The sequence below is a fragment of the Aquirufa sp. Wall-65K1 genome (genome assembly GCF_054558475.1).
The window spans coordinates 23,447-45,972 of sequence record NZ_JBPXKD010000006.1; the positions used below are offsets into that span (position 1 = coordinate 23,447).

General features: G+C 38.4%; 19 protein-coding genes. 9 read left to right on the plus strand and 10 right to left on the minus strand.

Annotation, left to right across the window (positions count from 1 at the left end):
* Positions 1 to 165 precede the first annotated feature (165 nt).
* Genes ACST15_RS10000 through ACST15_RS10020 form a run of 5 tightly spaced genes read right to left on the minus strand, consistent with a single transcriptional unit; the run spans position 166 to position 5,377 of the window.
* Positions 166 to 1,809, minus strand: a complete 1,644-nt coding sequence (locus tag ACST15_RS10000; protein ID WP_459454514.1) for an Ig-like domain-containing domain — start codon at positions 1,807 to 1,809, stop codon at positions 166 to 168.
* Positions 1,799 to 2,686: a class I SAM-dependent methyltransferase gene (locus ACST15_RS10005; protein ID WP_459454515.1), complete on the minus strand. Its 888-nt coding sequence runs from the start codon at positions 2,684 to 2,686 to the stop codon at positions 1,799 to 1,801. Before ACST15_RS10005 ends, ACST15_RS10000 begins: the two co-directional genes overlap by 11 nt.
* Before the next feature lie 2 nt (positions 2,687 to 2,688).
* Positions 2,689 to 4,551, minus strand: coding sequence for a tRNA uridine-5-carboxymethylaminomethyl(34) synthesis enzyme MnmG (mnmG, locus tag ACST15_RS10010; RefSeq protein ID WP_459454516.1), 1,863 nt, complete (start codon positions 4,549 to 4,551; stop codon positions 2,689 to 2,691).
* 26 nt (positions 4,552 to 4,577) lie between these two features.
* Positions 4,578 to 5,000, minus strand: a complete 423-nt coding sequence (ybeY, locus tag ACST15_RS10015; RefSeq protein ID WP_459454517.1) for an rRNA maturation RNase YbeY — start codon at positions 4,998 to 5,000, stop codon at positions 4,578 to 4,580.
* Positions 5,001 to 5,023: 23 nt separating this feature from the next.
* Entirely contained in the window at positions 5,024 to 5,377 is a 354-nt protein-coding gene (locus ACST15_RS10020; RefSeq protein WP_459454518.1) for a YraN family protein, read from the minus strand.
* Between the two features lie 70 nt (positions 5,378 to 5,447).
* On the opposite strand from ACST15_RS10020, the gene lipB reads away from it, so the two are divergent.
* The gene (gene lipB / locus ACST15_RS10025; protein WP_459454519.1) at positions 5,448 to 6,182 is read left to right on the plus strand and encodes a lipoyl(octanoyl) transferase LipB; all 735 of its coding nucleotides are present in this window, start codon (positions 5,448 to 5,450) and stop codon (positions 6,180 to 6,182) included.
* Between the two features lie 6 nt (positions 6,183 to 6,188).
* On the plus strand, positions 6,189 to 6,923 hold the full coding sequence (locus ACST15_RS10030) for a 3'-5' exonuclease (RefSeq protein WP_459454520.1): 735 nt from the start codon (positions 6,189 to 6,191) through the stop codon (positions 6,921 to 6,923).
* Here ACST15_RS10030 and ACST15_RS10035 read toward each other — a convergent pair.
* From ACST15_RS10035 to ACST15_RS10045, 3 genes are read right to left on the minus strand one after another with little or no spacing between them, the layout of a single operon-like run.
* On the minus strand, positions 6,910 to 7,545 hold the full coding sequence (locus ACST15_RS10035; protein WP_459454521.1) for a NeuD/PglB/VioB family sugar acetyltransferase: 636 nt from the start codon (positions 7,543 to 7,545) through the stop codon (positions 6,910 to 6,912). The genes ACST15_RS10030 and ACST15_RS10035 overlap by 14 nt on opposite strands.
* Before the next feature lies 1 nt (position 7,546).
* A complete protein-coding gene (locus ACST15_RS10040; RefSeq protein ID WP_459454522.1) occupies positions 7,547 to 8,746 on the minus strand; it encodes a M14 family zinc carboxypeptidase in 1,200 nt (399 codons plus the stop codon).
* Entirely contained in the window at positions 8,743 to 9,960 is a 1,218-nt protein-coding gene (locus tag ACST15_RS10045) for a chloride channel protein (protein WP_459454523.1), read from the minus strand. Before ACST15_RS10045 ends, ACST15_RS10040 begins: the two co-directional genes overlap by 4 nt.
* Before the next feature lie 98 nt (positions 9,961 to 10,058).
* Between ACST15_RS10045 and ACST15_RS10050 the strand changes: the two genes are divergently transcribed.
* The 3 genes from ACST15_RS10050 to ACST15_RS10060 are packed head-to-tail and all read left to right on the plus strand — an operon-like array spanning position 10,059 to position 13,704.
* Entirely contained in the window at positions 10,059 to 11,471 is a 1,413-nt protein-coding gene (locus tag ACST15_RS10050; RefSeq protein WP_459454524.1) for a DEAD/DEAH box helicase, read from the plus strand.
* A gap of 9 nt (positions 11,472 to 11,480) precedes the next feature.
* Positions 11,481 to 12,182, plus strand: a complete 702-nt coding sequence (locus ACST15_RS10055; RefSeq protein WP_459454525.1) for a tetratricopeptide repeat protein — start codon at positions 11,481 to 11,483, stop codon at positions 12,180 to 12,182.
* A 16-nt stretch (positions 12,183 to 12,198) separates the two neighbouring features.
* Positions 12,199 to 13,704, plus strand: coding sequence for a GH3 auxin-responsive promoter family protein (locus ACST15_RS10060; RefSeq protein ID WP_459454526.1), 1,506 nt, complete (start codon positions 12,199 to 12,201; stop codon positions 13,702 to 13,704).
* A 16-nt stretch (positions 13,705 to 13,720) separates the two neighbouring features.
* Here the strand turns inward: ACST15_RS10060 and ACST15_RS10065 are convergent, their stop codons facing one another.
* Together ACST15_RS10065 and ACST15_RS10070 are read right to left on the minus strand one after the other, a co-directional pair.
* Positions 13,721 to 14,230: a gamma carbonic anhydrase family protein gene (locus ACST15_RS10065; RefSeq protein ID WP_459454527.1), complete on the minus strand. Its 510-nt coding sequence runs from the start codon at positions 14,228 to 14,230 to the stop codon at positions 13,721 to 13,723.
* A 7-nt stretch (positions 14,231 to 14,237) separates the two neighbouring features.
* Positions 14,238 to 14,750 carry a KdsC family phosphatase gene (locus ACST15_RS10070; protein ID WP_459454528.1) on the minus strand — a complete coding sequence of 171 codons (513 nt, stop codon included), beginning with the start codon at positions 14,748 to 14,750 and terminating at the stop codon, positions 14,238 to 14,240.
* 73 nt (positions 14,751 to 14,823) lie between these two features.
* Here ACST15_RS10070 and ACST15_RS10075 point away from each other — a divergent pair, with 73 nt between their 5' ends.
* The 4 genes from ACST15_RS10075 to ACST15_RS10090 are packed head-to-tail and all read left to right on the plus strand — an operon-like array spanning position 14,824 to position 22,419.
* Positions 14,824 to 19,485 (plus strand): hypothetical protein, encoded by a 4,662-nt coding sequence (locus ACST15_RS10075; RefSeq protein WP_459454529.1) that lies wholly within the window; start codon positions 14,824 to 14,826, stop codon positions 19,483 to 19,485.
* A 1-nt stretch (position 19,486) separates the two neighbouring features.
* Positions 19,487 to 20,278 carry a lysophospholipid acyltransferase family protein gene (locus tag ACST15_RS10080; protein WP_459454530.1) on the plus strand — a complete coding sequence of 264 codons (792 nt, stop codon included), beginning with the start codon at positions 19,487 to 19,489 and terminating at the stop codon, positions 20,276 to 20,278.
* A gap of 3 nt (positions 20,279 to 20,281) precedes the next feature.
* Positions 20,282 to 20,971 (plus strand): DNA repair protein RecO, encoded by a 690-nt coding sequence (gene recO / locus ACST15_RS10085; protein ID WP_459454531.1) that lies wholly within the window; start codon positions 20,282 to 20,284, stop codon positions 20,969 to 20,971.
* Complete coding sequence (locus ACST15_RS10090; RefSeq protein WP_459454532.1) at positions 20,968 to 22,419, plus strand: M61 family metallopeptidase; 1,452 nt, start codon at positions 20,968 to 20,970, stop codon at positions 22,417 to 22,419. Before recO ends, ACST15_RS10090 begins: the two co-directional genes overlap by 4 nt.
* The last annotated feature ends 107 nt before the right edge of the window (positions 22,420 to 22,526 follow it).

Sequence of the window (22,526 nt, forward strand, 5' to 3'; positions counted from 1 at the left end):
TTAGGCAAATATATTTTTTATGTATATGTTATCTATGTAGATAAGTTCAGATTTTTTTGTGGATTACTGGTAAAAATTGTCCACAACTTTTTACTAATATTTTCTTTCCACATTTTCCTCCTTAGATGTTCACTATTTTATCAGCTTATACACATCTTATCCACACTATTTTTGTGTATTTATTAACAAATCAGAAATTTGAAAATTTGCCTTTAGTTTAATTTTGCCATCAATGAAGTAGACTGGTTCTGATTTTTTTCTCAGCTTAAAATTGCCAATATCCCAAACTCCATTCTTATTAAGATCACCAATTACGCGGATTTGGTAGATACCTGGTTCCACGTGAATAAACTCAAATCTCTTTTTAGTGCTTTGTGTCATATACGGCTCAAAAGTATCAGCTTTGAGTAATTCTACAATATAATTAGTATCTGCTTGTGGGTTGGAAATATTGCCGTCAATACTGCCATAATTCTCAATGTCCTGCCATTCCATTTTTTGTGAATATGCTTGACTAGAATCTGCCTCAACTCCAACAAATGCATTCTTTATGATATTTAATTCAAATCTAGTTCTGCTCGGTAAATAGGCATTTTTTATGATTAGATTATTTTGGTATTGATTCCATTGAAATGCTTGGTCCGGTAAAGTATGTATTTCGCCTTCTTCTGTTTTAAATTGCATTGATGTAGAAACCCACTGTTGTATGGGTTTTGGAAATTTTATCTGAATGGAATCTACTGGAGATAGTAATTTGCCTGCTGCAGGTTTTACTTCAAAATTCAAATCCATTTTTTGTACTCGTTCTCTTTTTATTGGTTCTCTGAATTTAATTTTTAAGGGTATTTGGTAGGTTCTATTGAGTGAGTCCGTAATACTTGTTTGAATAAAAATGGTATCAGCATTAGTTTGATTTAAAGCGTAGAAGCGGATATTTTTATTTTCTTCTTGCTGATAATATAGGGTTGCCTTAGGAGGATTTTTTATTTGTATGGTTTTAATACCTCTATTAAATTCGTACAAAACGGTTTTAGCTGATGCAGTAGTTTTGCTAAGTTTTAGTGAATCTTGATTTTGTAAGCTGATTGCGAAATTTTGTTCCACGTTTGATATTAAATCTAGGAACTTTTCAGAGATAAAATCTACAGATTCTTTATTTGAATTATAGAGCAAATTATTATTTACATCATGAAATGCGGCCATGTAGTATTTACCTTTTGCCAGGTTTTCAAGTAAGTAGTTTCCTGATGTATCTGTTTTTACAAAGTAATATGGCTTACTCGTATGAATGGAAAGGGAGTCATTCCATGGATAAAGTGCCACTAATATATTCTCGGGGTGCTTCTGGTTTAGTAGTTGATAGACCTTCCCTTTAATTTGTAATGAATCGATATCTTTCGACGTGCTAAAAACCAATTTTATATTTTTTCCTACATTTCTTTCAGAAGCATCTTCTATCGCATTTCTAAAATTGAAGGTATAGGTTGTATTGTCTTTCAATGTGCTATCTAATAAAATACTTAAGCCTTGGGGCCTAATTTTTGTTTGATAGGTTCCAACCGATGGAGTAATTAGTAATTCTTGACTTAGGTTTCTGATGCTTACATATTCATTGAAAGTCAAGTCTATTCTTTTGCCTTTGAAATTTCTACTTTTATTGAGAGGGATAGATTCACTGATTTTGGGTGCTAATGTATCTTTTTTTCCCCCTGGAGGGTTGGCCATTTGCGCACAACCCTGAAGGATTAGCGTAATGAACAATCCTGAGATTAGCGAGAATAGAACCAAGTTTTTAAGCCTACTTAGCATGTTCAAAAATGTATAAATTGCTTGAATAATTTCCCCCACCTAAACTTGCCTTTAAATTGGAAATTAAACCAATGATAAAGGACATGATGATTTTTTTGGAACCACTTTGGTATTGATGACTCATGAGGGAAATATAAAAACTATCAAAGATTAATCCTCTTTTTTCTTTTAGTGAAAAGCCATACTGGTTTGCAATGGATTGTATGGTTTCTGGAGTAAAATGGTAGATATGCCGGGGCACATCATAAGCTGCCCAGTGCTCTTTAAAGTATTGGGCATCGTAGCTTTGGCAATTAGGTAAAGCCAAAAATAATTTTCCATTTTGTGCCAAATGCTTCTTAAAGAATTTAAAGTAGTCATGTATTTCGTAGACGTGTTCTAGTACATGCCAAAGGCTGATTACTTGGAAACTTTCTGATTCTGGGATGTTGTTCAATTGTGGATAGATCGTTTTTCCTGTCATCTTAGCTGCTTTGCTAGCTGTTGCAGGATCTAGTTCCATGCCGTGAATATTCCAACCTCGCTTCTGGCAAGCTTGTAAAAAATGGCCGGTCCCGCAACCAACATCGAGTAAATTTTTGCCTTCTTTTTTTTCGGGTTCTATCCAATTTGTTTTTAACCGAAGTGTGATATTTCTTACTTTTTGATAAAGTTGATTAATGAATCCTTTTTCCGTATTACTATGAGATATATAGTTTTCAGATTGATAGTAGGGCCCAGCTTCACTTGATTTCGGTCTGGGATTTGTAAACTGTAGGTTACAGCTATTACATGCTACAATTTGAAATGTTTGATTTGAAACGGTATAATCTTTTGCACTCAGAATGAATGTAAATTCTTTATTTAAACAAGCTGGACATTCTTGTAATTCTTCCATAATTAGCGACCCATAAATAAAAGTAGAATAGAAACGTCAGAAGCGGAAACACCAGAAATTCTACTAGCCTGACCAATTGTTTGTGGTTTAATGGATTTTAATTTTATCCTAGATTCAGTGGAAAGGGTTTTAATTCTATCGTAGTCAAATGTTTCGGGTATTTTTAAGTCTTCCATGGTTTTCATTTTATCAACCATGAGCCTTTCTTTTTCAATATAGCTTTCGTATTTAACGATAATTTCTGCCTGTTCGATTACCTCTTGTGAATAATTTTCTTTCACATTTTGTATTAAGGGGTGTTCTAATAAGGTAGAGAAACTTAGGTCAGAACGTTTAAGTAAATTAATAATGGGTGTCCCTTCCCTTAAACTAGAGCTTCCTTGACTTTCTAGCCAGGAATTGATTTCGTCGGGTTTTATTTTATGGGTTTTAATATGTTCTAATAGGCGAGTTACATCGTTTTGTTTTTGTTGGAATTTATCCATTCGTTTTTTGGTGGCAAGCCCCAATTCAAAACCTTTTGTGGTTAATCGTTCATCCGCATTATCTTGGCGTAATAGCGTACGAAACTCTGCCCTTGAGGTGAACATTCGATATGGTTCATCTGTCCCCTTATTTATGAGATCATCGATTAAAACACCGATATAGGCATCTGATCTAGAAAGCGTAAATGGATCCAACGATTGTGCTTTTTGATGGGCATTGATACCTGCCATGAGACCTTGGCAAGCAGCTTCTTCATAACCAGTAGTCCCGTTTATTTGTCCGGCGAAATATAGGCCTTGAATAAGCTTGGTTTCTAGTGTTGCTAGTAATTGGGTTGGAGGGAAATAATCGTATTCTATGGCGTAGCCAGGTCTAAATAATTTTGCTTTTTCAAACCCAGGTATTAGTCGAATGGCTTCGTATTGTATTTCCTCTGGCAGGGAAGTTGAGAAACCGTTAACATATATTTCTACTGTATTCCACCCTTCTGGTTCTACAAATATTTGGTGACTGTCTTTGTCTGCGAATCGGTTAATTTTATCTTCTACAGAAGGACAATACCTCGGTCCTAGGCCCTTTATTCTCCCAGCAAACATGGGTGATTTATCAAATCCTTTTCTTAATACTTCGTGTACTTTTGTATTGGTATGAGTAATCCAGCAGGAGCGTTGTTCTTGTATTGGTGTTTCTGTTAAATAAGAAAAACTGCTTGGATTTTCATCCCCTTTTTGTTCTTCCATGGCAGTATAATCTAGACTTCTTCCATCTACACGAGGTGGCGTCCCCGTTTTCATTCGCCCTGATTCAAAACCTAAATGAACTAACTGTTCGGTTAATCCCTGCGCCATAGGTTCTGCCATTCTTCCTCCACCAAAATGCTTCTCTCCTATGTGTATTAATCCGTTTAAAAATGTACCATTTGTGAGTACTACGGTTTTGGATTTAAACTCTATTCCCATTCGGGTGATTACCCCTGTTACTTTGTTTTCTTTAATGAGGAGTTGTTGAACCGAATCTTGCCAAAAATCTACCAAAGCATTTTGCTCCAGAGCCAGCCTCCATTCCTCTGCGAATCTCATTCTGTCCGACTGACACCTTGGTGACCACATAGCTGGACCTTTGGAACGATTCAGCATTCTAAATTGAATCATGGTTTTGTCTGATATGATTCCAGACATACCACCAAGGGCATCTATTTCTCGCACGATTTGCCCTTTGGCAACACCTCCCATGGCGGGGTTGCAGGACATCTGTGCAATGGTTTGCATATTCATAGTGATTAGCAATACGCTAGATCCCATTTGAGCTGCAGCATGTGCTGCTTCACAACCGGCATGTCCCGCTCCTACTACTATTACATCGTATGCTTGTTGTTGCATGTTCTATTTTGTTTCACGTGAAACATTTATTGTTCTTCAAAATACTGCGCCAAATAGTAATCTTCTTTGGCTGTCATGATGGCTTTGTCTTCCTTTTTTTTGTCTTTGTATCCAGCTAAATGGAGTAAACCATGAACCATCACGCGCTGTAATTCGCTGCTTTCTGTTCCAAGTTTTAGGCCATTTTCTTGAATTCTATCAACCGAAATAAAGATATCTCCCTCTAATTTTTTGGGGTTTTCTGAATTATCAAATGTCACGATATCTGTCAATGTATCATGATTCAAGTATGTTTTATTGATTTCTAAGAGGTAGTCATCAGAACAAAAGATATAACTAATGTCTCCAATAGTCTTTTGTTCTTGCTGTGCTACAGCTTTAAGCCAAGCTTTGTGCCTGTTTTTTTGCGGCAGGTTAAAGTCGATCTCTTCTGAGCAAAATTGTATCATGGTTTCTCTTTCAAAGAGCTAATTTACAAAAAAGCATCCTCGAAATGTTCTAATTTGGTAGCTTGTGGCAAAAAAGTAATGGATATGCTATCGAAGCGGATCTCTTTTTCCCACTTTCGATCGATTTGATATTGGTTGGCGGCTTCTGATAGCATGTTGATTTTATGCTGGTTGATATGTTCTTCAGGATAACCAAAGCGTGTTCTTCGCAGCGATTTCACCTCAATAAATACAAGGGTTTGTTGGAATTGAGCGATGATATCTATTTCAGCTTTTCCTGTTCTGTAATTTTTATCAAGTATTTGGTAGTGATTTCTTCGTAAATAGTCTTCCGCTACCCTTTCAGCCTTTTGGCCGAGCTTTAAATGTTTTGCCATTCTTGTATCTTTGTGAAGCAAGGTATAAAGTGGATAATATCTATTTTCAATAATTACTTGATAATATAAGATGCTGAATAAAGAAATTCAATTTGTTGATATGGGCTTGTCTGAATACCAAGAAACCTGGGATTTGCAGGAAAGGCTTTTGGATCATATTGCTCAAATAAAATTGACTAACCGAAGGGAATCACGGGTGGACAAGACGCCTAATTATTTGCTTTTTTGTGAACATCCACATGTATATACGCTGGGTAAGAGTGGAGATGAGTCTCATTTGTTGATGCAAGAACCTTTTTTGGACAGCATTGGTGCACGATTTTATCGGATTAACCGTGGAGGAGACATAACCTACCATGGGCCAGGTCAAGTGGTAGGTTATCCCATTTTGGACTTAGAGAACTTTTACACAGACATACATTTATACTTGCGTATGCTGGAAGAAGCAATTATCCTTACCTGTCAAGATTATGGATTAGTGGTTGGAAGAATTGATGGATTAACGGGCGTCTGGATTGATCATGAATCTGAAAATGCCCGCAAAATTTGTGCTTTAGGCGTTAAAGCCTCGCGCTGGATTAGCATGCATGGCTTCGCATTTAATGTAAACACAGATTTAAGTTATTTTGGGCATATTGTTCCTTGCGGTATTGCTACCCGTGGTGTGACCTCTTTACAACAAGAACTAGGACGAGAAGTGGCTATTGATGAAGTAAAATCTAAGGTTTTAACGCACTTTAGTCAATTATTTGAATGCAAGCTGATACATGTTTCACGTGAAACATTAAACCTAACCAAATCTTAAAGCAATATGGAGCCTAAAAAGAATTTTAAAAACACGTTATTTATTGATATTGAGACGGTCTCTGGAGAATCTAATTTTTCCCTACTTTCAGACCAAATGAAACACTTTTGGCTAAAAAAAGCGAAGAATATATCAAATCCCCAAAATCTAGCTCTAGAAGAATTGTATGTAGACCGTGCTGCTTTATTTGCTGAATTTGGCAAAATTATAGTGATAGGAATGGGATTTTTGTACCAAAATAAAGAGAAAGAACTTTGCTTGAAGGTGAAAACTATTGCCAATAAAGATGAAAAATCTTTGCTGTTGGAGTTTATACAATTCATTAATGATACGTACAAATCAAGGGAATTAACCTTGGTGGCTCATAATGGAAAGGAGTTTGACTTTCCCTATTTATGCAGGAGGATGCTGGTGAATGGCTTGGAAATTCCTAGGCCCTTACAATTACAAGGGAAAAAGCCTTGGGAAGTTTTACATCAAGATACCATGGAGTTATGGAAATTTGGCGATAGGAAGGTCTATATTTCTCTGGATTTATTGGCAGAATTATTAGGGATTCCTGGCTCAAAAACGAATTTGACAGGAGATAAAGTACATGGCGTTTATTACCTGGAAAAAGATTTAGGTAAAATAGCAGCCTATTGCGTGGAGGATGTAGTAACGCTTGCCCAATTATATCTACGCTACCATTTTTTACAAATGGTAGAAGAAAAAAATATCGATCGAATTACATCAATTTAGCAGGATTTCCGAAGACTCTTTTTGAGGCCGCAACGGGTTCTATTACCACACTTCCCGCTCCTACTGTGGCTCCTTTGCCGATTTTAATACTTCCTACGATGGTACTTTGGATGCCGATAAAGCAATTGGTATCCAATTTGCATTCTTTACCAATGACAGATCCTGCGCCAACTTGCACGTATTCTTCAATAAGTGCTCCGGTTTCCACAATGACACCTGCCCCAATGATACAATGATCAGCCAATTTTGCCTCAGGCTGAATGATCGCTCCAGCACCTACATATACGCCATAAGCTAGGTTTTTAACATCAGCAATAATGGCTGAAGGATGAATGGCATTGACAGGTTTTACTTGACGATCTTCCATAATGGTTTCAATCATCTTTTTTCTTTCGGTTGGGTTTTCTAATGCGACAAATACTCCACAATTTTTACCAATTAAGCCCCAATAGGATTCATCTTCTGTACTTCCTAATACAGGGATTTCTCCAATTTGAGTATCTTTTTTCTTTGGATCATCATCCAAAAAACCATAGATAACGACTTCGTTTTTTTGAAAAATGGAAGCTACTTCTAAAGCAAACGGATTAACGCCAATGATGATAACTGGTAAAGATGTCATATTATGATTGAATTTTTTGAGTATAATTACTGAGATCGAATGCTATTTCATTGTTTTTAGTTAAAACAAGATGGTGGTATACTCCTTCTTTCTTGAGCATTTTTTCTGTTTGCAAATGTAACGCTTCCCCGTCGATTTCCGTTAATCCATACCAAGGACTTAAGTCACCTAAGTCTTCAATAATCCACGCATATTCGATAGAACCATCTTCTTTCGCTGTTTCTTGGATATTTAATCCAATATCTGCCCTGTAAATAGGTTCATGTTGGTTTAAAGGAGCTTTTTTAATGAGTATATCAAAGATCTGTCTTTCATTGGTAGGTAAACCTTGATACAAATGGGTTTCTTCTGTTCTCCAAGATTCAGTAGCAATGGAGTAAAAAGCATCCAATAATAAACAGGCATTGTATTTTCTCAAGGACTGTTTTTCTAAATCCCACCCTGCTCCTCCCGATTCTAACAGGACTAATCCATAGCCTTTTCCCTGAGCAAAATCTCCAAATGCTCTTGCCTCATATTCATCAGACCACTTCGCTATGTTGTTTGGCAAGTAAGCTTGTAAATGTCGAGCCATTCGGTTCGCTATTTTAGCCGCTCGCAAGCGAGAAGCAGTCCAAGTTCCATGTTCATCACCTGCTGTAGCAAGTAACGCGATATGTGTTTGATGGGGAGTTTTACCAGCTGAATACAAACGGTTTTGATCGTGTAGGTTGAATGAAAAAATTGGTTTAATTTCATCTAACCAGCGGGCAAGAATTTTTGCTTCTGGACTGCTTTGGGTTCTCGCATCTCGGTTCATATCGATGCCCAAGGCGGTCTCCCTTGTCCACCTATTTGCTCCATCCGCATTTAGTCTAGGAATAAAGAATATAGATACTTTCTGATGCAATTCTGCCTTGAATTCAAACCATTTATTCAAATTATAGGATAAAAAAAGAAAAATATCAGCTAAAGCCATCGTAGCCGTTGCTTCATCTCCATGCATTTGAGACCAAGCAGCTATGTGGATTGGACCTTGGCCAAAGCGTATTTCTTGAATATCTTTTCCTTCAAAAGTTTCCCCTAATTTTCGGCTGCTAAAAAGTGGAGATTGGGACCATTCTTGGAATAAATCATCCCATATTTTTTCAGGAAATCTACGATTTGAAATGCGCTTTTCTTGAAAGCTTTCGTATTGTTCAAATAGTGAATTAAACATCATTCGTATAATGGTTTAGGGACCCAATCTGCCCAAGCTTGTTTTTTGAAAATACCTTTTTTGCCTGAAATATACATGACGATAAGGGTGCAAAGGAAGAAACAGAACCAGGCATCCGAGCCAAATAATTCTATTCCCATGGCAATGGCAGTAAGTGGTGTTTTGGCTAGGCCGGTATATAAACAAGTAAAACCAAGAGCAGCCAACAATGGAAGAGGTAAAGTTATGATTTCATGTAGTGCACTGCTAGCGTGTGCTCCTATCAAAAATAATGGAGTGGCTTCCCCTCCTTTAAATCCTAAACCTAAACTTAGGCTTGTGGCTAAGGTTTTACTCCAGGCAAAGTTGGCGGTATCACCGGACTCAAAAGGGCGAAGTAAATACGAAGCACCCAAGCCTATGCTTTCATGAAAAATAGGAAATTGGAAAATGAATAGTAAAATCAAGCCCGCGAGAATGCCCTTGAGAATGTTATGCATAGGTAATTGGGCGAACGTTTTTGAAATAATTGATTCTAAACGCGAATACACCCAGCCCAAAACGCCTAAAAATAGGCCTATACTTGCTAATTTGGCCCAAAAAGCCAAAGAAATTTCAGGTAAAAAAACAGTAGGATAAATCGTGTGATTTGTGCCCCACACGTGGAGACTCACCCAATTGGCACCAAAAGCGGAAAAAAGACAAGGCAAAATAGCTCGAAAGGAAATTTGACCGACTTTGGAAATTTCTAATCCAAAAAGGCAACCTGCCCAGGGTGTTCCGAAGACCGAGGCAAATCCTGCCGACATCCCAGCTCGTAACCAATCAACTTTGTCCGACTCTTCCAAACTAAGCCAGTTGGAAATTTGGTAGGAGGCAACACCTCCCATTTGAACAGCTGTTCCTTCACGCCCAACCGAAGCACCCGAAATTTGGCTTAACCAGGTACCTAGTAAAATGAATGGTCCCAATCCCCATGGGATATCACTCCTTTGTTGGTTCACTCGATCAATGAGATCATTTGTCCCCAATTGAAAAGAGGAATTGGGGAGCTTAGCCAAATACTGAAAGCAAGCTCCCAAAATTGGTAAAGTAAATAAAAGGCCTAGATGCTCAGAGCGATAATCGGAAATTTTTTCTAATCCCCATAAAAATAAGGAAGAAGCAGATCCCACGAGAAAGGAAGTGGACAATCCCATGCATATTCTAGAAAGCCAATGTCGGGTCGAAGTAGTCAAGCTATTGGAATAATTCGCCCAAAGTTAGGGAAATAATGGAAGGATTGAACTAGGAAAGTAGCCAATAGACTCCTATTCAGGCATTTCCATTAAATCGAATGAATTTAGCTACCTTTGTAGGCATAATTTTCTACGAAATGGTTGATTTTTTAAGCTTGGGATTGAACCCACAATTACAAAGAGCATGTGATGCCTTGGGTTATCAAGAACCAACACCCATTCAAGAAAAGGCCATTCCTTTACTTTTAGGGGGACATGATGTTTTGGGTATTGCGCAAACGGGTACAGGAAAAACGGCAGCCTATGTTTTGCCTCTTTTGATGCAATGTAAATATGCTCAAGGCCAAAATCCACGGGCCTTGATTTTAGCGCCTACTAGGGAGTTGGTGATGCAGATTTATGAGGTTATGGTGACTTTGGCCCAATTTACGGATTTGCGCTTATTGGCATTATATGGTGGTTTAGGCCCTAAAACCCAGATTCAAGCTATTGAAAATGGTGTTGATATCATTGTTTCTACGCCAGGTCGCTTCTTAGAATTATATCGAAAGGAAGTAATCATCGTCAAGGAATTGAAACATTTGGTTTTGGACGAGGCGGATAAAATGATGGATATGGGTTTTATGCCTCAGATTCGTCAAATTTTGGAAGTGATTCCTTATAAGAAAAGGCAAAATGGTTTGTTTTCTGCCACCTTTCCCGAGCGAGTGGAAAACTTATCACATGAGTTTTTGGAGTTTCCTCATAAAATTGAAATAACCCCACAAGCTACTCCAGCTAGCCAGGTGAAACAGCACGTCTATGAGGCACCCAATTTAAAAACGAAGATTAATGCCTTGGAATATTTTTTACAAAATCCTGATTTCGAGAGGGTTATGATTTTTTGTAGAAGTAAGGAAGTGGCAAACCAGGTGGAAAAGTTTTTAATTAGAAAGGTTTTGTCGGAGGCTCAAGTTCGGGTTATTCACTCAAACAAGGGACAAAATACTCGAATTAATGCCATGCAACAATTTAGGGAAGGCTTGGTTCGTGTTTTGGTAACAACAGATGTGGCTTCTAGAGGAATAGATATACCTAAAGTTTCACATGTCATCAATTTTGATGTGCCTTTAATCTATGAGGATTATGTGCATCGTATAGGTAGGACGGGTAGAGCAGCAGAAATTGGGGAATCAATCACATTTGTGACTTTAGCAGAGCGTTACCATTGGGCTAAAATAGAGACGATCATTCAACAAAAAATTGAGATAGAGCATTTGCCATCAGGGATTTATGAAGAAGATACGCCATTTTTAGAGCAGCAAGATATGTTGCGTGCGGTAGATGATCAGCGGAAAAGAGAAGATCCCGAATTTAAAGGGGCTTTTCATGAAAAGAAACATAAACCCAGGGCTAAATTAGGCGCTAAAAGTTCTTCTAAGGGGACTTCCAAAGGTAATACTTCAAAGAGTAAACCTAAAAATGCATCAAAATTTCGTTCAAATACATCCTCCATTAAAAAGAAAAGGTAGATTTGTGATATGATGCTAAGAAGGAAAGCCTATTTATTAGGAATATTATTATGTTTGTCGGTGCCTGTAATGGCAGCTATGACAGCAGATTCATTGATTCGAATACCTCGATATCAGGCATTATTTGGTAAAAAGCCACTAAATAAGAAAGATCAAGAAGAGGTTACTCAAATTATTAATAGTGTCGATCAAAGTTTTCCGAATCGGGCAGAAGGGGTCAAATTTTTATCTGAAAGAGCCTGGGAATATGTGTCTGAGGGAAAATTAGACACGGCGACCTATCGTTTTAATTTAGTTCATGCCTTAGACTCTACTAGTGTTGAGGCCTATTGGGGTTTAGGTGTCATCGCTTTTCAACGCCTAGATTTTCCTGCTGCCATAGAGCTTTTGGGAAAGGGTTTACAAATCAACCCTAAGTTGAGTATCATGCGGGTGGATTATGCGATTGTAAAGTTGAGTTGCTATTTGAAAAATATGGAATGCGGTAATTTGGAGGAGGTTGATGCGCTGTTAAGCCAATCATTACAAGAAGACCCAACGAATGCCAATGCTTGGATGAAAAAGAGTCAAGTGGCATTTTTACAAGAAAAATATGAGTTAGCATGGAGTTATTTTCATGAATGTCGATCATTGGATTTGACGCAATTGGATTTAAATTTTTCTCAACAACTCGTGGAAAAAATGCCAGATCCCAAGGGTATTTTTAAATGATAATTTGGTCAGAGCTATGGGAATTCGTTCTTTTTTTGCCAAGCCTTTTGCCCATTGGGTAGTTAAGAAGTATCGGATGACTCCATCCGAGGCCATAGATAAGCAGTATTTTTGGTTGAATGCTAATTTGAATAAAGCGAAATCTACGCTTTTTGGTCAGGCCTTTGGCTTTGATAAAATCCAAAATTACCTGGAATATAAGTCGAGAGTTCCCATTTTTGAGTATGAGGATATCAAACCCTACATAGAGGAAGCGGTAGCTGGGAAAAAGGATATTCTTTGGCCAGGAAAACCAGCATATTTTGCCAAAACATCAGGAACGACATCAGGGGCCAAATACATTCCTATCAGCTCCGAGTCTATGCCCTTTCATATTTTAGGCGCAAGAGATGCTTTGCTGCATTATGTGCATCAAAGTGGGAATGCTTCGTTTTTGGATCAAAAATTGATTTTTTTATCGGGGTCTCCAGAACTAGAAACAAAGAATGGAGTTCCAACGGGCCGACTATCGGGTATTGTAAATCATCATGTCCCCTCCTATTTACGGACCAATCAATTGCCTTCCTATGCTACAAATTGTATCGAGGATTGGGAAGAAAAATTAAGTGCTATCGTGGAAGAAACCATCCATCAGCGTATGGGTTTGATATCCGGGATTCCGCCTTGGGTTCAAATGTATTTCGATCGATTGGAGGCCCAATCAGGTAAAAAAATAGGAGATTTATTCTCTGATTTTCAAGTATTTGTTACCGGGGGTGTCAACTTCGAGCCTTATCGAGATAAGTTAATGCAATCCATAGGAAGAAGAGTAGATGTCGTAGAAACCTATCCTGCATCAGAAGGGTTTATTGCCTTTCAAGATTCAAGCGGTGAAGAAGGCTTATTGTTATTGGTAGATGCTGGAATATTTTATGAGTTTGTGCCAACGGATACTTATTTTTCTGAAAGTCCAACTCGTTTGTGTTTATCCGAAGTAGAGTTAGGGGTCAATTATGCTTTGCTGATGACCACCAATGCGGGTTTATGGTCATATTCTATTGGAGATACGGTGAAATTTGTTTCATTGGATCCATATCGGATTATTGTAACGGGAAGAATCAAGCATTTTATTTCAGCATTTGGTGAGCATGTCATTGCCGAGGAGGTAGAATTAGCCATGAAAGAGGCTATGGAGGCTTGCCCAGAAACAAAAATGGTGGAATTTACGGTGGCTCCGCAAGTTAATCCATTAAATGGCCAATTACCTCACCATGAATGGTTGATGGAATTTGATGAAGCACCTAAGGATATGGAATTATTTCAAAAGACCTTAGATACATCCATGCAGCGCCAAAACATATATTATCGCGATCTTATTGAAGGAAATATCCTACAGCCTTTAGTGATTCAATCTTTGGAAAAAGATTCATTTATTCGATATATGAAGTCGAAAGGTAAACTAGGGGGACAGAATAAGGTTCCACGATTATCCAATGATCGAATATTAGCTGAGGGATTACTTGGCCAGAGTAAGGGCTACTAATTTCGGGCTAAATAGTTTATTCAAACCAACTGGCATATTTAACATAATTCATGGCTGTACGCATGAATACTTCAGCGGCCTCTTCGCTGACAGGTTTTAAAAATTTGGCAGGATTACCCGCGTAAATACTTCCAGAAGGAATGCGCATACCTTGTGTGACTACAGCTCCTGCTGCAATGATACATCCTGATTCCACATAGGCTCCATCCATGATGATGGCACCCATTCCTACCAAAACGCGGTCTTCTATGGTGCAGCCATGAACGATGGCATTATGTGCAATGGAGACATAATTTCCGATGATTGTCTCGGTTTTTTGATAGGTACAATGGATCACTGCACCATCTTGGACATTGCTATAATCCCCAATTTGAATTCGATTGACATCCCCACGAATGACTGCATTAAACCAAACGGTTCCATGTTTTCCTATGGAAACATTTCCTACTACCGTAGCATTAGGGGCTAACCACACATGTTCTCCGAATTGAGCTAAATGACCTTCTACTGCTAAGATTGTTGCCATAATGGTATTAATTAGGCCATTTTCCTTGAAGTTTCATCACCTTTTCTATGACGTCCCTTACGGCTCCATGGCCACCTTTAAAAGGAGAAACATATTTAACAACTTGATGAATTTCTGGTATGGCGTCAGATGGACAGGTACTAAGAATATTTGGTCTAGAGAGAATTTCTAAATCTGGGACATCATCTCCCATGTATAAAACTTCATCTTCTTGCAGCCCAACTTCTTGTAACCATTTTTCAAAAGTCGCTGTTTTATTAGAGGCGCCTAAACTGCTATAAATATGCTGAAATTTAAGGTTTTCTAATCTTTTTTGAACTCCGGGGTGACTTCCCCCTGTGATCACGCACATTTGATATTCCGCTTGTCTGGCCTTTTCAATGGCATATCCGTCTCGGATATAAAAACTTCTGAAGTGTTCGCCCGTTTCTAGTACGTGTACTTGGCCATCTGTCATGACTCCATCCACATCAAAAACAAAGGCTTTTATACGATTAAATAGAGAAAGGACGTTTTGCATAATGGGTTTATTTACCGCAAATATCCTAAATTTTTGTTTATTTTTACTTGCTTATCCCTAGGTTTAGTTGAATATGTTTCGAGCCCTAATTTTCTTTCTTTTTGTCAGCTTGGGGATAAGTTTATCCACCCAGGCGCAAAAATTTTCTAATTCGAAAGGAGATTTTTCTACAGAGGTTAAAAACTGGATGCTTCTAAGTAGAAATAAGGAAGCTCCGGCTATTGGGGATTTATGGATGGCCAAATGGCCATTCGCCAATTTGAATGCGGCAGAACAAGACCAGTTTGAAAAATTGGTAAAAAAAATGCCAGCCGTGGGCTTTAAATCCCCTCAATTAGCTTATTTATTTATTCGATGTACGGTACAATTATCTGATGATGCAGATGGCCTAAAAAGTCTTATTCAGGTATGGGAAAAGTTGGTCGAAAAGAAAGACTTTCGGACGGCCATGTCCCTGGTCGAAACTCTTGAAAACTGGCAATTTAATCAACAAATTCCCGGACTAGCAGCTATGTCCATCAAGGTAAAGGGAAGGATATTGGTGACCTGGCCAAGTGATGTTTTGCTGGCAGATTCCTTAGGACAAAAAGTTAAAGAAGATGATGGATGGGATACTCCTGGTACATCAGAACTGGTTGCCCCCAATGCCTCCGATAAAAATTGGTTGATGGAAACGAAGATTGGAGGCCCGGTTTTACTTTGGAGATTTCCAGAACTAAGCTATAAAACGGGCCGAGATAGTATTCAATTTATCCCAAAGACTTTTCAATGGTCGGTTGTAAATAAAATAGGAAAAGGGACCGATGCTGAGATTCCGGGAGGAATACTGGGGTATTTAGATGCTACATGGAAGATTAGGTCTTTTGAGATACTTCCTAAAAAAGGGCAGCTAGTGGGCTTGGAGGGAGATTGGGTTCAACTAGATAAAAACCTTGCAGGAAAAGGCAAACTTAGTCTTAAAAGAAAAGCAAATACAACTATTTTCCCCTTTGAATTTCGATCCCTAGATGTGATGTCATCCCCTATTCAAGAGAAGTCGTGGCGGGCCAATGGCCGACTCTGGATTTTAGGAGATAAACGGGGCTTGATTTCTTCGAGTACTCAATTGGCCTACTTTCAGGTACTGTCAGATAAACAGCTGCTTGCCCAAATAAAAACAAAATTGATGTGGTTAAGCGCCGAAGGAAATGTAAGCATTCCAGAAGGGCAATTTGCGGCCTATATGGGAAGCCGAGACACCTTGCAGCATCCTAGCATTCGGGCTAACTGGTATCCACTTCAAGACCTTTTGCATATTCGAAAAATAGACGGAGGCCCGATGGAGCGCTTACTATTTGAGGATTCTTATCATCAAGTTAGGATATCAGCCGATTTGGCGGTTTTAAATCCCCAAGCGAAGAAAGTAGACTTTTTCAGGTTGTCGGGTAAAAATCAAGTTCCTGCCTGGGTAGAGTCATTTGATTATTTTGAAGAAAGTCGAGTTACAGCCTTACAGGGAATATTGAATTACAATCCTTTGCGGATTTTGTACAATCAAATAATTGAAACAAAAAGCCCTCAAGTGTACCTAAGTGAGATAGCACTGAAATACAAAAAAGAATATGCCTCTTTGAAATCAGGATTCATGATGTATCGAGATGCGGGGTATATTCAATACCGTGCGGATACAGACCAGGTATCTTTTACCAAAATGGGTCGTCATTACGCTTTGGTACAATTTGAAAAAAAGGACTTTGACCGTTTTTATGTGGCCTCTTTTGCCGACATGATTGAAAAGGATTCTGCCAATATTAGTTTAGATTTAGGTCGACAGAGGCTGATTGTTCGGGGTATTGATGAAATTCGAGTATCCGATTCTTTGAAAGCTAATTTTGTGCCTCAGAATAAGCAAATCGTCTTTACTAAAGGTAGAGATTTTGATTTTCATGGAGAAATTAAGGTTGGTAACTATCGTTTTCGAGGGCCCAATTTTCAATTTAATTTTGCCGAGTTTACGGTCAACTTTCCCAAAATTGACTCCATTACTTTTTTACCAAGATTAAAAGATGGTTCCCTGGGCACGAGAGAGCTAGGTGGGCATTTTAAGTATGAATCAGGGATGTTACAATTAAGCCCACCGAATAATAAATCTGGACGATTGGGTGTAGCGGCGTATCCAAAATTAATCATACCCAAAGGGGTTACCACTTATTTTGATGAACCATGGAGGGCACAAGGCTTATACGGCAAAAAATATTATTTCAAAGTTCCAAAGATTGAATTGGATAGTCTATTGTTGAAAGACATCACATTTGATGGAAGTTTCTATTCAGATGGCTTGTTTCCGGTATTAAAAACCAAATTGGAATTAATGCCAGATCAATCTTTCGGATTTAAATATATGGCTAAAAGTCCTATCGATATTTACAAAAACCAAGCAAAATTTAGCTTAAATGAAGTATTATTGATGGATCGAGAGGGTTTACATGCTTCAGGAAATTTGTCGATATGGGGTTTAAGTTCCAATTCCAAGACCTCCACTTTTTATCCAGATTCATTGGTGTCTAAAGGCCTTGATGGAAAATTAGTGACTTCCTATCAAGGGAAAAATACCTTTCCTTCGGCAAGTTTTGGGCTTCACTCCTTACATTGGTATCCTGCGGTGGATAGTTTATGGATTTATCCTCAGAAAAACCGTATCAGTTTATTTAATAATCAAATACAGTTGGCAGGAAATTTAGGTTTTCATCAAAAGAAGGTGTTTGGAAAAGGTCAGGTTTATTATGGCGATGGAGTGTTTAATTCGCAGCATTTTACCTTTGGAGCGAATGCCTGGCAAAGTGATTTAAGCGATGTAAAGATTGGTCGACAGATGAATTTATTTAAGCCATCTGTGTTTGCGCAAGCTATTTCGGTAGAAGCGGTTATGGGTACTCAAAAAGTAAACATGCGGGCAAAAAAATCAAAGGAATTATCAGATGAAAATAGCATATTATTATTTCCTTTTATTGGTTATCAAAGTACCATTTCGGAAGCGACTTGGGATTTGGCAGCTCAGCGGTTTAGGCTTTCTGGCAAGTCTGGATTTGAGTTAAATCAATGGTCAGCGGACTCCACCATGTTTAGCCAAGATTCTACGACTTTACAAAAGAAAATAGCTTTTTCGGATAAAGGGCTTATTCGGGCCAGTACGGCAGATTATGATTTAAAGGCACAGTTGTTACAGTTGGGAGGAGTTAAGCAAGTGGGTATAGGCCCAGCCGTGGTTTACCCAGCAAAGGGAATTTTTGCGATACAAAAAGATGGACAGTTTAAGCCATTTATGGGAGCAAGAGCCATTTTAGATCCTGAAAATTCGCGGCATATCATTAGTGAATTACAAGTTACCGAAGCGAATGCAGATAGCTGGAAAGGGGAAGCCATCTATCTTTTACCTCGTGCTTCAGGGGATAGTACAAAGATCAAAATGCGCAATTTCGCTTTTATGGAGGAGGCCGCTACGGCTAAAAAAGCAGCAGAAAAGTACATTCAAGCGGAGGCAGTATTAAGCGAAAAAGTACCTTTGGCATTATCTGCTCATCAACAATTTAAGGGGGAAATTTTTTTTAAGTCCAATCAAGAGTTTTTAAATTTCAAAGGATTTATTCGTCCAGTCATCGGTTTGTCAAATTTTAAAGCCGCCTGGATTCCATTTGAAAATCAAGGTGGAGAATCGCCTAATTTAAAGTTAAGTCCTAGTCTTCGCGATGAGGCTGGAAGGCCTGTCACAGCGGGTATATTCATCAATGCAGACAATAAATTATATCCAACCTTTTTAGGTCCACAGTCAGATGACCTAGACCCCGTTTTGTATTCTGCAGAGGGGGAAGTTTTTGAGGAGAAAGATTATTATCAAGTGAAGGGTAAACAGAGTGACATGAAGTTATATGTCAAACAAAAGAGGTTAGAAGCAGAAGGGGCTGTTCAGTTGTTTACGGGTAATAAGTTACTGACTTCTTTTGGTAAAATTTCTATGTCGACGGATACCTTGATTCCTAGATTAGAAACTTGGACTAGTCTACAGTTTCCATTTGCTCCTACTATTTTAAAAATTATGGGAGATCGCATTGTGAAATATAATTTGGAGGAAGGCTTAAGTACTGCCTCGGCAGATGAACCAGAAATGCGGGATGATTATTTGAAGCGAGCTGAGCAGGTACTAGGTAAAGCCATACCCGAAGCTATTAAATCTAAGATGGACCAAAACCATTTAGCGCTCGACAAGGTTTCCTTAGAGTTTACCAAATCTATCAATTTCTCTGCGGTGAAATGGGCTTGGTCACCCAATTTAAGTGCCTTTTACTCCATTGGGGGAATTCCTTTGGTGAATGTGGGTCCGGTGGATGTAAATAGTACTTTAAAAGGTTATATGGAAGTAATCAAGAAACCAAGCAAAGAAGAGTTTTATGGATATTGGGAATTATCCGAAGATCTTTGGTATTATTTTGCGTATTTTAACGGAGAGTTAGGGGTTTATTCTTCTGATAATCAATTTTTAGCAGCGGTAAGAGAAGCTGTTAAAAATGAAAAGAAAGATAAAAAAGAAGGAGAAGTTCGTGTGGTAGAAGCGGCAAGCGACGAGAAGGCTGTTTTTGTTAAGAAGTTTTTAACCTTGTATAGGCAAGAACCTCCTGTGAAAAAGCAGGCTCCGAAATCAAAAGCAGCGCCAAAAGCAGCACCTACAACTAAACCGAAAACAAAGTCCGGAGGATTTTAATATGGCATCAAAATTAACGCGCTTATTTCAATTTATGGACACCTTGGGTCTTGGTGAAAGAGATCCATTTGGTAATCCAATTGTATTCAAGCGTATAATTATGGTTGTTTTGGGCTTTTTGACATACAGCCGACTGGTGATGTACAATAAGACTAAGATTAAAGGAACGGAGTATTTGGATGAATTGCCGGAGCGAGGCGTTTTGTTTTTATCCAATCATCAGACCTATTTTATGGATGTGATTTGTTTGTATCATATCTTTTTTTCGGTCAAATGGGGCTTTAGAAATTCGGTAAATTACCCCATTTATTTGTTAGCTCCTCGATCCAATTTATTCTATGTGGCGGCGGCTGAAACGATGAAGGATGATGGTATTTTGCCTAAAGTATTTGCTCAGGCGGGAGCTATTTTAGTGAATAGATCTTGGAGAGCGAAAGGAGAGAATGTCAAAAGAGAGGTGGATTTAGAGGCAGTTGAAAAAATCAAAAAAGGCTTGGGTTTTGGTTGGGTAATAAGTTTCCCGCAGGGAACTACACGGGCATTTGCCCCTTTGCGCAAGGGAACAGCCCATTTAATTAAAAGTACAAACCCGATTGTCGTCCCCGTTAGGATAAATGGATTTAGACGAGCCTTTGATAAAAAAGGATTATTATTAAAAATGCGCAATACCCAATTGGAGGTTGAGTTTCGTCAACCGATTCAATTTAAGGAAGAGGATTCAATCGAGTCTATTTTAAATAAAATTGCCTTGGAAGTAGGCTTAAGCTTAGAGGAAGAAAATAAGATTGATTAGTTCATGCAGCGGAAAACGAGGGGATTGGTGATCAATAATATGCGTTATCGTGAGACGTCCCTCTTGATTACGATTTATACAGCAGAATTTGGTATAGCTTCTTACATCGAAAATGGAGTTAGATCAGCCAAAGCGAAACATAAAATGGCCCTTTTCCAGCCAATGACTTTGCTGGATTTGGAGGTTTATCATAAACCCGGTAAAGGACTTCATCGTATTTCGGAGGCCAAATGTTATTATCCTTATCAGCAAATTCCATTTGATATCATTAAGTCGAGTATTGCGCTATTTTTAAGTGAAGTGCTTGGAAAGGTTTTAAAAGAAGAAGAAGAGAATATTCCATTATTTAATTTTTTAGAAGAGTCCTTCCAATTTTTAGATATAGCAGAAGCGCATGTAGAAAATTTTCATATTCAATTTTTATGGGAATTGACAGCTTATTTAGGCTTTGGATCAAGTAGCTCCACTGAATTTTTTAGTCAAATGAATCCATGGATTGGAGAGGAAAAAATAAGGAGCCTGTCTCCTATTTTGGATGAATTAATTGGCTCTGGTTATGGGAAAGCCGTTTCCATGACTAAATTACAGCGAAAGGAATTGGTCGCAGCCATGTTGCATTATTATCAAATTCACATGGAATCCATTGGTGAGATTCGGTCGTGGCAAGTTTTACAAGAAGTGATGGCATCATGAAGAATATATCATTTTATCGAGTAACACCTTGTGAAAGAGAGGAGTATTTTTTGAACATTGTATTTCGATTTCAAATAACAAGTTCAGGACTTTGCCTGCTTCAATTGCCTATTTGGCGACCCGGAAGATACCAGGCACAGCATTTTTCTAAGAATATTCCTCAAGTTAGAGCTTTTAATCAGGCAGGAGAAGGAATTCCATTACATAAAAAAGGAACTTCTGCTTGGGAATTTCAAGGGAAGCATGATCAGGTTGTGGAGGTCAGATATGCGTATTATGCTAATCAGGCTGATGCCGGAGGAAGTATTTCTACCTCAAAGATGCTATATCTGAATTTCATTAACTGCTTAATGTACGTGCCAGGCGAAGAGGATAATGCTTGCGAGGTTCAGGTAGATATTCCGCAGGATTGGGAGGTGTGCACGTCTTTGATAAGTCGTCAACAAGGAGTTTGGAGCGCATCGAGTTACCGTGAATTAGTGGATTCGCCTTGGATAGGCAGTTTGGAATTAAACAAATACTCTTGGAAACAGGGAGATTGTCAATTTTGGGCTGAAGGGATAGGATCTCCCAATGTTTTTCAAGGGAAATTGTTGGAGGCTTATCGGAAAATTTCTGCTTATCAATTAGCCTGGATGGGACATTTTCCTGTAAAGGAATACCGTTTTTTACATTGGATTAAAGAGGAAGCATTTTACCATGGAGTGGAGCATCGCAACTCCACTATGATGGTTTTAGGTCCTCCGGACCGCGATTTATACGATGATTTAATCGGTTTGGCTTCGCATGAATTATTTCATGTTTGGAACATTGCTACCATTCGTCCTAAGGAGTTATTCCCCTATAATTATGCGGAGGAAGTATATTTCCCGACGGCCTGGTTTGTGGAGGGAGTGACTACTTATCTGGGAGATTGGTTTTTAGTGGCCTCAGGGGTATATCAAACAGAAGAATATTTAGCATCCCTTTTGGGCAATTTGAAATTACATTTTGAACGCGATGGGGCATCTCAACAATCTTTGATTGAGAGTTCCATTGATTTGTGGTTGGATGGATATGGAAAGGCTATTCCTGGAAAAAGGGTTTCCATTTATTATAAGGGAGCTATCGTGGCCCTAGGCTTAGATTTGCTGATTCGTAAGAAATTTGCCCATCGCAAATCGATTCGTGAGGTGATGATTCAAATGAATGAAAACTTTGGAAGAAAGGAATTAGGCTATACCTTATCTGATGTTTATCGAATTGTGGAAGAGGTTTATGAAGGAAGTTTGACTGATTTTTGGAGGATTTGGGTAGAAGGGAATGAACCACTGGAAGAACCTTTGAATGAGTTATTTGAATTTGTGGGATTGAAGATGGAGAAATCGGAAAGGGGTTTATTGTTGAATCAGCTAAATGGAGAATTAAATTTAGACTGTCAGAATTGGCTTCAAGGGATTATCAAGTAATTGATAAATGATAAAATTTGTCGCCATATGATTGTAAATGTCGTATAAGTTTATTTTATGTCATATAGCGCACACAGCAATCCTCTAATTCTTTTGGAATTTTACTG

What these genes read in the sequence shown, in the direction of transcription:
- ACST15_RS10030 (WP_459454520.1), top strand. Translation starts at nt 6,189, where the DNA reads ATGGAGCCTAAAAAGAATTTTAAAAACACGTTATTTATTGATATTGAG.
- ACST15_RS10075 (WP_459454529.1), top strand. Translation starts at nt 14,824, where the DNA reads ATGTTTCGAGCCCTAATTTTCTTTCTTTTTGTCAGCTTGGGGATAAGT.
- ACST15_RS10090 (WP_459454532.1), top strand. Translation starts at nt 20,968, where the DNA reads ATGAAGAATATATCATTTTATCGAGTAACACCTTGTGAAAGAGAGGAG.
- ACST15_RS10055 (WP_459454525.1), top strand. Translation starts at nt 11,481, where the DNA reads ATGATGCTAAGAAGGAAAGCCTATTTATTAGGAATATTATTATGTTTG.
- ACST15_RS10050 (WP_459454524.1), top strand. Translation starts at nt 10,059, where the DNA reads ATGAATTTAGCTACCTTTGTAGGCATAATTTTCTACGAAATGGTTGAT.
- ACST15_RS10005 (WP_459454515.1), bottom strand. Translation starts at nt 2,686, where the DNA reads ATGGAAGAATTACAAGAATGTCCAGCTTGTTTAAATAAAGAATTTACA.
- ACST15_RS10020 (WP_459454518.1), bottom strand. Translation starts at nt 5,377, where the DNA reads ATGGCAAAACATTTAAAGCTCGGCCAAAAGGCTGAAAGGGTAGCGGAA.
- mnmG (WP_459454516.1), bottom strand. Translation starts at nt 4,551, where the DNA reads ATGCAACAACAAGCATACGATGTAATAGTAGTAGGAGCGGGACATGCC.
- recO (WP_459454531.1), top strand. Translation starts at nt 20,282, where the DNA reads ATGCAGCGGAAAACGAGGGGATTGGTGATCAATAATATGCGTTATCGT.
- ACST15_RS10070 (WP_459454528.1), bottom strand. Translation starts at nt 14,750, where the DNA reads ATGCAAAACGTCCTTTCTCTATTTAATCGTATAAAAGCCTTTGTTTTT.
- ACST15_RS10040 (WP_459454522.1), bottom strand. Translation starts at nt 8,746, where the DNA reads ATGATGTTTAATTCACTATTTGAACAATACGAAAGCTTTCAAGAAAAG.
- ACST15_RS10000 (WP_459454514.1), bottom strand. Translation starts at nt 1,809, where the DNA reads ATGCTAAGTAGGCTTAAAAACTTGGTTCTATTCTCGCTAATCTCAGGA.
- ACST15_RS10060 (WP_459454526.1), top strand. Translation starts at nt 12,199, where the DNA reads ATGGGAATTCGTTCTTTTTTTGCCAAGCCTTTTGCCCATTGGGTAGTT.
- ACST15_RS10065 (WP_459454527.1), bottom strand. Translation starts at nt 14,230, where the DNA reads ATGGCAACAATCTTAGCAGTAGAAGGTCATTTAGCTCAATTCGGAGAA.
- ybeY (WP_459454517.1), bottom strand. Translation starts at nt 5,000, where the DNA reads ATGATACAATTTTGCTCAGAAGAGATCGACTTTAACCTGCCGCAAAAA.
- lipB (WP_459454519.1), top strand. Translation starts at nt 5,448, where the DNA reads ATGCTGAATAAAGAAATTCAATTTGTTGATATGGGCTTGTCTGAATAC.
- ACST15_RS10035 (WP_459454521.1), bottom strand. Translation starts at nt 7,545, where the DNA reads ATGACATCTTTACCAGTTATCATCATTGGCGTTAATCCGTTTGCTTTA.
- ACST15_RS10080 (WP_459454530.1), top strand. Translation starts at nt 19,487, where the DNA reads ATGGCATCAAAATTAACGCGCTTATTTCAATTTATGGACACCTTGGGT.